General features: G+C 45.8%; 7 protein-coding genes. 4 read left to right on the forward strand and 3 right to left on the reverse strand.

Features of this window, described 5'->3' with window-relative positions; translation table 11 throughout:
- Nucleotides 1–5: 5 nt before the first annotated feature.
- On the forward strand, nucleotides 6–3,098 hold the full coding sequence (locus BCU75_RS21110; protein ID WP_102474988.1) for a tetrathionate reductase subunit A: 3,093 nt from the start codon (nucleotides 6–8) through the stop codon (nucleotides 3,096–3,098).
- Nucleotides 3,099–3,339: 241 nt separating this feature from the next.
- Here the strand turns inward: BCU75_RS21110 and BCU75_RS21115 are convergent, their stop codons facing one another.
- Both BCU75_RS21115 and BCU75_RS21120 read right to left on the reverse strand, forming a co-directional pair.
- Nucleotides 3,340–4,293, reverse strand: coding sequence for a LysR family transcriptional regulator (locus BCU75_RS21115; protein WP_102474989.1), 954 nt, complete (start codon nucleotides 4,291–4,293; stop codon nucleotides 3,340–3,342).
- Nucleotides 4,294–4,319: 26 nt separating this feature from the next.
- On the reverse strand, nucleotides 4,320–4,760 hold the full coding sequence (locus BCU75_RS21120; RefSeq protein WP_102474990.1) for an Lrp/AsnC family transcriptional regulator: 441 nt from the start codon (nucleotides 4,758–4,760) through the stop codon (nucleotides 4,320–4,322).
- Nucleotides 4,761–4,901: 141 nt separating this feature from the next.
- Here BCU75_RS21120 and BCU75_RS21125 point away from each other — a divergent pair, with 141 nt between their 5' ends.
- Nucleotides 4,902–5,486 carry a LysE family translocator gene (locus BCU75_RS21125; RefSeq protein ID WP_102474991.1) on the forward strand — a complete coding sequence of 195 codons (585 nt, stop codon included), beginning with the start codon at nucleotides 4,902–4,904 and terminating at the stop codon, nucleotides 5,484–5,486.
- Between the two features lie 92 nt (nucleotides 5,487–5,578).
- On the opposite strand, the gene BCU75_RS21130 is transcribed toward BCU75_RS21125, so the two are convergent.
- A complete protein-coding gene (locus BCU75_RS21130; RefSeq protein WP_102474992.1) occupies nucleotides 5,579–5,968 on the reverse strand; it encodes a DUF1294 domain-containing protein in 390 nt (129 codons plus the stop codon).
- Between the two features lie 380 nt (nucleotides 5,969–6,348).
- On the opposite strand from BCU75_RS21130, the gene pulA reads away from it, so the two are divergent.
- Together pulA and BCU75_RS21140 are read left to right on the forward strand one after the other, a co-directional pair.
- Nucleotides 6,349–9,990 (forward strand): pullulanase-type alpha-1,6-glucosidase, encoded by a 3,642-nt coding sequence (pulA, locus tag BCU75_RS21135; RefSeq protein WP_102474993.1) that lies wholly within the window; start codon nucleotides 6,349–6,351, stop codon nucleotides 9,988–9,990.
- 303 nt (nucleotides 9,991–10,293) lie between these two features.
- Nucleotides 10,294–12,060, forward strand: coding sequence for an alpha-amylase family protein (locus BCU75_RS21140; protein ID WP_102474994.1), 1,767 nt, complete (start codon nucleotides 10,294–10,296; stop codon nucleotides 12,058–12,060).
- Nucleotides 12,061–12,140 lie beyond the last annotated feature (80 nt).

Consider the following 12,140-nt stretch of genomic DNA (forward strand, 5'->3'; position numbering starts at 1 on the left):
TCATCATGGATAACAAACGTCGTCAATTTTTGAAAACAGGTCTTGCTGCCGGTGGTGTTGGAGCTTTTGCTGCAGGTTATGCGACAACCACAAAGCATATGGTTCACGGTGCTATTGATGGCACCGCAGGTACGAAAACCAATCACATTCATCACGGTAACTCACTAGAGACGGAATACAGTGTGGATGAGCAAGGTAAGATCTCGCCGAATCCAAACCAACGCGTTGCACCATCAATGTGTTTTGGTTGCTGGACACTGTGTGGCTTGCGTGTACGTATCGATAATCGCAATGACGAGATCTTACGTATCTCAGGCAATCCGTACCATCCGCTATCAAGTGACCAGCAAATCCCGTTCAAAACGCCCGTAAAAGATGCCTACATTGGCTTGTCTGGCGAGTCAGGCATCAATAACCGCTCGACAGCCTGCGCCCGTGGCAACGGCATGTTAGAGATTCAAAACAGCCCATACCGAATCACTCAACCGTTAAAACGTGTTGGTAAACGTGGTGAAGGTAAGTGGGAACAGATCAGCTACGAGCAACTTATCTCTGAGATCACCGAAGGTGGTGACTTGTTCGGTGAAGGCGAAGTTGAAGGCTTACGATCGATTCGCGACATTGAAACACCACTAGATCCAAACAACCCTGAATACGGACCAAAAGCCAACCAACTGCTTGTGACCAATGCCGGTAATGAAGGTCGTGACGACATCTTGAAGCGCTTTGCATTTAACAGCTACGGCACTCGTAACTTTGGTCATCACGGTTCTTACTGTGGCTACGCGTTCCGTGCAGGTTCAGGCGCGATCATGAACGATCTAGACAAGTTCTCGCACTTAAAGCCCGACTTTAATAACGCAGAGTTCATTCTTTTCATCGGTATGTCTCCAGCTCAAGCGGGTAATCCATTTAAGCGTCAAGCAAGACAACTGGCTGAGGCTCGTACTAACGGGAAACTGAGCTACACAATCGTGACACCAAGCCTTCCTGCCGGGTCTTCAAGCCTTGCAGCGGCCGATCGCAATAACTGGCTTCCAATCAAACCGGGCACTGATTCAGCACTAGTATTGGGTATGATCCAGTGGATCATCGAAAACCAACGCTACAATCACGACTTCTTGTCTCGCCCAAGTGCGCAAGCGATGCAGAAAGCAGGCACCACACACTGGTGTAATGCATCTCACCTTGTGATCAGCGATGAAACACACCCTCAGAACGGGCGTATGCTTCGTGCATCGGATATGGGTTTGCTAGAAACAGGCGAACCGATGTCTGACGATGATGGATTTATCGCACTAGATGTGACAACGTCACTAATATCATCGCATATTCAGGTGAATGAAGCGGCTTTGTTCGTCGATCAAGACGTAGAAATCGATGGTCAAACCGTTCGTGTTAAGTCTTCTCTACAAAGATTGAAGGAAGAAGCCTTCAAATATGACCTTGCTTACTACAGTGAGCAGTGTGAAATTCCACAAGACCAGATTATTGCACTGGCGAAACGCTTCACCAGCTACGGAACGAAAGCAGTCGTGGATACTCACGGTGGAAACATGCACACCAACGGCTTCTACAACTCGTTCTCTATCCTAATGCTGAACGCGCTGATCGGTAACATCAATGCAAAAGGCGGTGCGATGGCGAAAGCGGGCGGTTACCCAACTTCGGTTGCAGGCCCACGTTACGACTTTACCAAGTTCAAGGGTAAGACTAAGCCGCAAGGTGTGTTCTTGTCCCGCAGCAAGTTCCCTTACCACAAGACCAGCGAGTACAAACGTCGTGTTGCAGCCGGTGAATCACCCTACCCAACACGCGCTCCGTGGTACCCAATCTCTGCGCCACTTTTAACCGAGCACTTATCAGCTGCGATTGATGGTTACCCTTATCGTGCAAAAGCATGGATCAACCACATGGCGAACCCACTTTATGGCGTTCCTGGCTTAGACAACCTGCTGGGCGAGAAGCTTAAAGATCCAAAGCAACTGGGTTTGATCGTGTCTATCGATGCCTTCATCAATGAGACAACAGCATTATCAGATTACCTAGTACCCGACACAGTAACCTACGAAAGCTGGGGCATGGCAACACCGTGGCACGGCGTCGCAACTAAAGCGATCACCGCTCGTTGGCCGATAGTTGAGCCTAAAACCTCACGCACTCAAGACGGACGTGCCATCAACCTAGAAAACTTCTTTATTGATCTAGCGAAAACACTCGACTTGGGTGGCTTCGGCGACAACGTAATTAAAGACAGCCAAGGTAACTGGCACGGCATCCATAGTGCGGAAGATTTCTACCTACGCTCTGCGGCTAATCTAGCGTTCGTTATAGGCGGAGTGCCGAATGTAGATGCCGAAGATATCGTTTGGTCTGGTCTAGAGCGCCTAGTGCCTGTGATGAACAAAACGCTTAAGCCAGAAGAGATGCTCAAAGTGGCGTATATCTTTGCGCGTGGCGGTCGTTTTGAAGACGCAACCAATGCCTACACCAACGAAACAATGAAGTACAAATGGACCAAACCTTTGGCTATCTGGAATGAAAAGCTGGGTACCTCTCGCAACACCATCAGTGGCGAACAGTACATGGGTTGCCCGACATGGTATCCACAGAAGCTGGCAGACGGCACACTTTTAGCAGAGCAGTTCCCGACCAAAGAGTGGCCATTTACGCTAACCAACTTTAAGTCCAACATTCACAGTGCGGTGTCTAACTTGTCACCACGTTTAGAGTCGATTAAAGGCGTGAACCCGGTTTACATTCACTCGCAAGACGCGTCTTCTGCTGGCATCAAAACAGGCGATGTATTTGCCATTGAAACACCGAGCTCAACCACATATGCGTTGGCGATGGTGATTGATGGCATCAAACCGGGAACATTAGGCTTTGAACACGGCTTTGGTCATAAAGAACTCGGTGAGCGTGCACACTGGATTGGTGACACACAACAACCTGTGAAGATGAAGTCAAACGATGGCGTTAACATCAATGATATTGGCTTGATTGATCCGACGAGAGAAGGAAAAGGCGTCATGTTAGATTGGGTTGTCGGCGCAGCAGCCAGACAAGCGCTTCCGGCTAAGATCTATAAGGTCTAGGCGTTACCACAACCATCAAGGCTACTACGGCAAAGAAGTCGACGGCCATGTATTGGGGTCAAAAGCTTACCCTAGTGGCAAAGAAGTGATTCAGGACCACTAATTTCATGTCTCGATGATAATGTACTTTCGTAGACAGAAATAATCGCTTACGCCAGCTATAGCTGTGCTTTACATTGTAAATTAGTGATGGTCGAAATAATAAGAGGGAGCCGGTTCGTGTGACGATCTGGCTCCCTTTTTAACTTGTTTTATTGTAGGGAAATTGTGCTTGCTGCATCTTCTCCCAAATCGTGGGAGAGCCAATATAATCTTGAACCGTAGTAATGAATTCTTTAACCAGCTTGGTCTGCTTACGGTGCGGGTAAACAGCATAAATAGCGGTATCAGCAGTAGAGATTGGATAGTCTGGAAGTAAAGTAACCAAGCCCAACTCTTTCATTGAGGCATACAGGTTTGATTGGTCAAGGAAACCATAGCCTAAACCATCCTTAACACAAGAGACCATGGTGCGAACATCACTCACCTTATAGTTGCCACGAATCGTCAGGCTTTGGAAAGTGTTGCCATGCGGCTCTTCACTGATACGTAGATGATCGACCGTCATATCGCCATTGGTATAAATCACGGCAGGTAACGCGAGTAGGTCTTGCGGCGTCTTAGGCTCACCATGCTGCTTAACAAAGTCATTCGACGCGACGAGCATGAAGTTACTGTCGGCAATCTTCTTTGCAATCAAGTTGGATTCAACAAGCTTACTGAAGCGAAACGCGATATCAAATTGCCCTGAGATAATATTGGCGATCTTATCGTCCAACGACAACACGATCTGAACATCCGGGTACTTTCTCATGAACTGAGTGATGATAGGTTGCAGATATTGCTGTCCAAAATAAATTGGCGATGTAATTCGCAGCACACCTTTGGGTTCAGACTGATATGAATCTGCAATGCCTTGAATCTGATTGATAGTATCTTTTAGCACGTAGGTTTGCGCGAGAATATCTTCCCCTGCCGACGTCAAAGAAAACGAGCGTGTCGAACGGTTAAGCAGCTGAACACCTAAATCTTGTTCGAGCTTTTTTATCTGCTTAGAGAGCGACGAGTTGTCCATATCATGCAAGGTTGCCGCTTTGGTAAACGACCCTTGTTGAACCACATCTAAGAACAATAACAACTGATTAGTATTTGGCACTGCGCCTCTCCTGAAATAAAACTCGACTAGCGTTCGTCTTTAGGGGTGTCCATCACAACCATGGTCGTGATGGATTGAACCTGAGCGCATTCCCCAAGCACATCGGCATGAAACTTCTTATAGCCCGGTAGATCTTTAGTTTCTACCCGTAGCAAGTACTCGTTGGCACCAGTAATGTTGTGGCACTCCACCACCTCTTTTTCCATACTGACGTGCTGTTCAAACTCCAACTGTGCTGCTTTGCTGTGGCTCGATAAACCAATCGAAACGTAAGCAATAAAACCCACTCCCATCAAGCCACTGTCCAGAACCGCACGGTAACCTTGAATGATCCCTTTACGCTCGAGATCCTGTACTCGCCTTAAGGTCGCTGAAGCCGACAAACCAATTCGTTCTGAAAGCTCAATGTTGGAGATTCTGCCGTCCAATTTAAGCTCTTGCAATATCCTTTCGTCAAATCTATTCATAGGTACTTATTATTGTGCATTTAGTGATAATAAGTGAAATAAAAGCACATAATTGCCTCACTTTCCACCTACTATGTTTCTCAACACGTGAAAGTCATGATCGGTCAGTCACTTCGTTCATTTTATTGCTGGAGAACCATTATGCCTTTAGAACAACTTAGCGCACTTGCCTTGTTTGCGTTTGTCTCGACCTTCACGCCGGGTCCAAACAACATCATGCTCATGACATCAGGTGCCAATGTTGGCTTTGCCCGTACTATTCCGCACATGCTTGGGGTAGCTCTAGGGTTTGCCGCGATGTTGTTATTAGTTGGTTTTGGCTTGATGGGCATTTTCAACGCTTACCCTGTCTCTCACCAAATATTGAAATATCTAAGCCTGACTTACCTTGTGTATCTAGCAATTAAGATTGCATTGAGCGGCAAAGCCAAAAGTACCGAGGCTTATAAACCGATGACCTTCATTGGCGCAGCGAGTTTTCAATGGGTGAACCCTAAAGGTTGGTCAATGGCGCTAACTGCAATCTCAGTGTATAGCAGCGGCAGTTCATGGTGGGAGCTTGCCATCATCGCAGGTATCTTCACGCTAGCCAACTTGCCATCAGTGACATTTTGGACGGCGGCAGGTAAACAGCTCCAGCACTGGCTAACAACACCAGTGCGCATTAAAAGCTTTAACTACGGTATGGCGGGCTTGTTGATAGCCTCGACGATTCCGATGCTCTAATCGAATAGTTTCTTACTTTGCGATGGTTAGTACACAAGTGCTAGTCATCGTTATGGTTATGGTTATGGTTATGGTTATGGTTATGGTTATGGTTAAAGATATCCAATAATCTCACTTAACCAACGACCAAATATTGACTGTCCGATCGGTGTTAACGTCCATACAAACGCCGCTATATTCACAGCAACGGTGAGCCAATATATAGATCTAAACGGCTGTTTTTGTGTTTTATGACGCAGCTTATCTTGAGCAATCAATGCCCCTGGCCAGCCACCAACAGCAGAAAATATGTGCAGGGTTTTCTCTGGCACACGCCAATTGCCATTAATCGCCGCTCGCTTATCCTTCGCGTATACAACAAACGTCACTGCGCCGATAACTAAATACCACACCAAAAGCGCTTTAGAACTTTCTGAAAACAACACAGACACCGCCACCAGAACCAGATAAGTGATAGCGATTTGAATAGATGAGGACAACATCAACTCCTTTTGGGTAACAGCTCACATACTGTAGCAGTTACGCCCTGTAGAACTAAAAGTACTAATGGTTGAGGATTAACACTAACTTATTTCTAGATAAAAAATAGCTGGTACATAAAAAGATACTGAGATCACATTAATAAGGATGAGTTATCATCCCTAGTCACTACTCCCACCCTCTACGCCTATCGTTAACTAACTGTATTTTATGAGCTATTGAGCCAATAAAACAGGGAGGACCTTACTAAAAGTGTGATTTCATCACTGAGTTTCTTATATTTATCAAATTTAATAAACTTTATACATAAACATCACAAATGGCTTGTTGTTAGAAGTATTACGATATCCACCTTAATAAAAACAAAACATGGATACCAAACGTGAATACAGAAAAATTCAAAAGAGTAGGAAGTTTCAAACGCTCAGCTTTAACGAAAGCAATTCTACCCATTCTGACAACAACGATAGTTAGTGGTTGTATGAATACAGATCCAGAAAACAGCGGACTATATGAAGCAGGCGAAAACGAAGTCGTTGTGTATTACAAACGTGATGTTGCAGCTGCAAGCACTTCGGGTTCTACTTACGACGGCTGGGGGCTACACTTGTGGAATGGTGATGGCTGTACCAGCACAGACTTAATCGGTATGGGATTGAGCGAAAGTGGTACTAACTGGGAAGCACCTTACGAATTTGATGGTATCAGTGATACCTACGGCGCTTACTATGTGTTGAAAGTCGATCCAGGTGCTTCTGACCCACATAAATGCATGAATTTCATCTTACACAATGGCGACGAAAAAGCGTTTGGTAGTGCCAACTCAAAAATCGAGTTAACCAAGCTTGGTGATTCACAAGGTGTATTCGGGTTCCATGGTAGCAGCGAGTTATACTACGACCCAATCTCAGAACGACCAGTCAATATTGATGGCCAAAAGGCACATTGGTTAGACGCGACCACCATTGCTTGGGAAGCCGCTAGTAATGCCGATTCTGTAAAACTCTTCTATGCACTAGATAACAGCATCACGATGAACGACGACAAAGAAATTGTCGGCGGCACTGCAATTGAACTAAGTAAAGACGGGGAGCTGTCTTCTGAATTGAAAAAGCGTTTCCGCCACCTTGCAAGCTTACCTGCCCTTGCTATCGACGTTGACGGCAATACGTTACGCACCATCTTAAAATCTCAGATAATTTTTGTTGCCTACAATGCCAATGGCGATGTTATCTCTTCAACTGAGGTTCAAAAACCTGGTGTGCTTGATGCCGTATTTGCTAGCGAAGATGCTGGTAATGCAATGGGTGAAGAATTAGGCGCGGTTGTTGAAGGCAGTGCAACTACCTTCAAGCTTTGGGCACCAACAGCGCAAGATGTAGAACTCGTTCTTTACAGCGAAGATCTACAAAGCTCACAAGTTTATCCGATGACAGAAAGCACTGAGACGGGTATTTGGGCGACTGATGCTGTGTCTCATGCAGTCAACAGTTACTATCGTTACCAAGTGAAGGTTTACCACCCAACCACAGGCAATATCGAAACTCGCCTAGTAACCGACCCTTACTCACTTAGTTTGTCAAAGAACTCTGCATACTCTCAAGTTATCGACCTTAATGATTCAACCTTGAAACCAACGAACTGGGACGACTACGAACGACCAACCGTAGAAAAAGACGAAGACCATGTACTTTACGAGTCTCACCTTCGTGACTTTAGCTTCAGCGATAAGCTCGGCACAGCTAACTTAAATGGAAAATACCTCGCTCTCACAGAAGCAGATCGTGAGTCGGTCAAGCACCTACAAGCTTTGCAAAAAGCAGGTTTAACCACACTGCATATCTTACCGGCATTCGATATCGCTACCGTCGATGAAGATGCCACGAGCCGTGTCGATATTACTGACACCGTTGGTAAACTATGTGATGTAAAACCTGCTGCTACCTTGTGTGGAAACGAAGACGAAAACAAAATCATCGAAGATGTACTCGATGGTTATGATCCTTCAACAGGCGATGCGCAAGCACTAATGAACGACCTGCGCATGCTCGACAGCTTCAACTGGGGCTACGACCCATTCCATTACACAGTTCCAGAGGGCAGCTACGCGACAGATCCAAACGGTTCTCAACGTATTCTCGAATTCCGTCAAATGGTGAAAGCCACGCACGACATGAATCTTAAGCTGATCATGGACGTGGTATACAACCATACCAATGCGTCTGGTGTGAACGATAAATCAGTACTGGATAAGATTGTCCCTGGGTACTATCACCGCCTTAACGTCAACACAGGTGGCGTCGAAAACTCAACCTGTTGTGACAACACCGCGACCGAAAACCTAATGATGGGTAAATTGATGGTCGACTCACTTAAGGTGTGGGCTGACGATTATAAAGTGGATGGTTTCCGTTTTGACCTGATGGGCCACCAGCCAAAAGACGTAATGGTAGAAGCTCTTGCTGAAGTTCGTAAAATCGACGAGAACACACTGTTCTACGGTGAAGGTTGGGATTTCGGCGAAGTAGCGGATAACGCACGCTTCGATCAAGCGAACCAAATCAACATGGCAGGCACTGAGATCGGTACCTTCTCGGACCGTCTGCGTGACGCCGTACGTGGCGGTAGCCCGTTTGATGGTGGCGTCGATTCAGAAGGCAACCACCCACTTCGCTTTAACCAAGGCTTTGGTAACGCAGCGATTGCCAACGAAGAAACAAAGTCCGACCAAGACTCTATCAATGGTCGTTTACACAACCAAGACCTTGTTCGTTTAGGGATGGCAGGTAACCTCGCAGAATACGTGTTGATTGACTACAAAGGCGACACCAAACTGGGTAAAAACGTCGATTACAACGGTGCACCCGCAGGCTATACCAAGATGCCTTCAGAGAACATCTCTTACGTTTCCAAACACGATAACCAAACGCTTTGGGACAACAACGCTTACAAGATCGCCACTGGTACTAGCTCTGCTGAGCGTGCTCGCATGCAGTCTGTATCGCTTTCTACTGTGATGTTAGGTCAAGGTATACCATTCATCCATATGGGCTCTGAACTACTTCGTTCTAAGTCTATGCAGCGCGATTCTTACGACTCTGGTGATTGGTACAACCGCGTCATGTTCGATGGTACGGACAATAACTGGAACGTTGGCTTACCACGTGAAGATAAAGATGGTGCTAACTGGGATTTGATCAAAACCATCATAGCTGATAGCACGGCTAAACCAGAAGAAGAGGACATTAAGTTAACTAAACAACAATTCCTAGAGCTATTGAAAATCCGTAGCTCAAGCGAACTGTTCCGTTTAGATACAGCAGACGAAGTCATGAAGCGTGTCGACTTCCGTAATGTTGGTGAGGATCAAGTCGAAGGCCTAATCGTGATGTCTATCGATGATGGTGTATCCGCAGGTACAAACCTCGATCCAGCGAACGATGCGATTGTCGCGGTTGTAAACTCCACCAATGAATCTCAATCATTCAAAATCACAGGAGCGACGGGGTTTGCTCTTCATACCGTTCAACAGAGCTCCGCTGATGACAGAGTGAAAGGCGCAAGCTTTACCGCTGAAACCTTCACTGTACCAGCACTAACCACTGCAGTATTTGTGCAAGCTCAAGACGGTGCGCAAGGTGCTGGTTTGCCAGTTGATAACTCAGACAAGGATGTATCTAGCATTCCCCCTTACGGCCAAACGACTGTTTATGTTCAAGGTACTATGAACGGATGGGGCGCAACTGATGATTGGGCGATGAGCTTTATTGCTAATGGGGTTTATTCCGTAACAACCACTTTGGAAGCAGGTGACTATGGCTTCAAATTTGCGGATGCAGATTGGAAAACACCTAACTTGGGCTGCGACTCTGTTGAACTTGCAGATGGCTCTATCAATCTTGGTACTGGTGGTAACTGCCAATTGAGCGTAACTGAAGCTGGCAGCTACACATTCACTCTGAATGCGATTCATGAGTTAAACAGCAGTGTGGATAAGGCCGTGGTTTCTGTGGCCAAGCAGTAAGCTATACAGGAAAAAAACTAGGTTTAGAGGGAGGCATTAAGCTTCCCTTTTTCTATATTAACTCTCATGAGATTGCAGTGAAATAAGCCTCACACCATCCTATTTTGAGCAGCCGCTCACATACCACATCAACTACGCCCCGATTTTCTTACCTAAGGAGGATAAAGCAACATTCTGATTGAGCTAGCCTCCTAACGATAACTTCTATATCAAATATAACGTCTATACCAAATATAACGTCTACACAGTCACAACAAGAACGACAAAGCCCTACACCTCCACTTCTCAAGATGGAATATAAGTATGTACAACAAGAAACATTCAATCTATCAAGTTTTTACACGTTTGTTCGGCAATCAGAATACACAGAACACACCTTGGGGAACCATTGAGCAAAATGGCGTGGGCAAGTTCAGTGATTTCACCAATAAAGCGCTCACAGAAATTAGAGAACTCGGCATCACTCATATTTGGTACACCGGAGTACCACATCATGCTGTGATCAACGACTACAAGCACATCGGCATCTCAGACGATCATCCAAGCGTTGTGAAAGGACGGGCTGGCTCACCTTATGCCGTCAAAGATTACTACTCCGTAAACCCAGATCTTGCTGACAGCCCAGCGCAGCGTTTACAGGAATTCGAAGCCTTGATAAAAAGAAGTCACGACAATGGCTTAAAAGTCATCATCGATATCGTCCCTAACCACATCGCTCGTAATTACGAAGGTTTGAATAACCCTGAAGGCATCAGCGATTTTGGCGCTCAAGATAAAATAGACGTTGAGTATCATCGTAACAACAATTTCTATTACATCCCTAACAGCTCATTCGAACTACCAGAGATCGCTCCTGCATTTGTTCCACTTGGTGGTGAGCAACATCCAGCTTTAACCTCCCCTTTCCTAGAAGCACCAGCCAAATGGACAGGGAATGGATCTCGCTTAAGTAAGCCGAGCTTTGATGATTGGTATGAAACCGTAAAAATTAACTATGGCGTGCGACCAGACGGTTCAAAAGACTTCCCTGAACTACCGAATGATTATGCGATGCGTGATCACCTCGCCCACTACCATTTCTGGCAGCACGTTGATGTGCCGGATTCATGGATTAAGTTTCGAGACATCGCATTATATTGGGTAGAAAAAGGCGTCGATGGGTTTCGCTACGATATGGCAGAAATGGTACCGGTCGAGTTCTGGAGCTATCTCAATTCGTCAATCAAAGTAAAGAATCAAGACGCCTTTTTGATGGCGGAAGTGTATCAACCGGATCTTTATCGTGATTACATTCGCTTGGGTAAAATGGACTACCTGTATGACAAAGTCGATCTTTACGACGGCCTAAAAGCAGTCATGCAAGGTAAGGCTTCAACGGCAATCATTCCTGAGATCCAGCATCAAATGATGGACATCGAACACCACATGATGCACTTCTTAGACAACCACGATGAGCAGCGTGTCGCGTCTCCTGAGTTTATTGGTAACCCACACATAGCCAAACCAGGAATGTTAGTCAGTGCGCTATTAAGTAGCTCTCCCACTATGATTTACTTCGGGCAAGAAGTAGGCGAGCCGGGCGCGGAGAACGCAGGCTTTGGGCAACCTTCTCGCACGTCTATATTTGACTACATCGGTGTTCCTCAACATCAAAAATGGATGAACGGAGGAAAATTCGATGGTGGGCAACTCAACGATGACGAAAAGCAGCTCAGACTCTTCTACAAACAAGTGATGACCTTTTCACTGAATCATTCATCGATGACCGGAGCATACCAAGATTTACACCAATCCAATCAACTAAGTGATTCTGTTTATGCTTTCTTGCGTTTTGATAATCAAGAACTGGTTATCGCCGCGGCTAACTTCAGCCAAAGCAAAACAGACCACATTCAGTTGGAGGTGACGGCAGAGGTTATTCAAAAACTAGGCATTACTGACGGAAGCTATGCGCTCAAAGAACATATTGAAGGCGTCCAACAACAGACGCTGTATGTGGAAAATGGTGTCGGTTACTTCAGTGCAGAATTAAAACCCCTAGCCGCTTTCGCGTGGGTGTTAGCTATCTAATATACTGGCTCTCGAAGTCATTAATTATTGTTGCATCGAAATAAGGATAAACGGTACTTAACGTAAATATCAAACATGTT

The organism is Vibrio splendidus, assembly GCF_002873455.1.
GTDB classification, from domain to species: domain Bacteria; phylum Pseudomonadota; class Gammaproteobacteria; order Enterobacterales; family Vibrionaceae; genus Vibrio; species Vibrio splendidus_J.

Bases quoted from the DNA above. Each gene is read 5' to 3' on its own strand.
- BCU75_RS21110 (WP_102474988.1), top strand. From the start codon at position 6: ATGGATAACAAACGTCGTCAATTTTTGAAAACAGGTCTTGCTGCCGGT.
- BCU75_RS21125 (WP_102474991.1), top strand. From the start codon at position 4,902: ATGCCTTTAGAACAACTTAGCGCACTTGCCTTGTTTGCGTTTGTCTCG.
- BCU75_RS21140 (WP_102474994.1), top strand. From the start codon at position 10,294: ATGTACAACAAGAAACATTCAATCTATCAAGTTTTTACACGTTTGTTC.
- BCU75_RS21130 (WP_102474992.1), bottom strand. From the start codon at position 5,968: ATGTTGTCCTCATCTATTCAAATCGCTATCACTTATCTGGTTCTGGTG.
- BCU75_RS21120 (WP_102474990.1), bottom strand. From the start codon at position 4,760: ATGAATAGATTTGACGAAAGGATATTGCAAGAGCTTAAATTGGACGGC.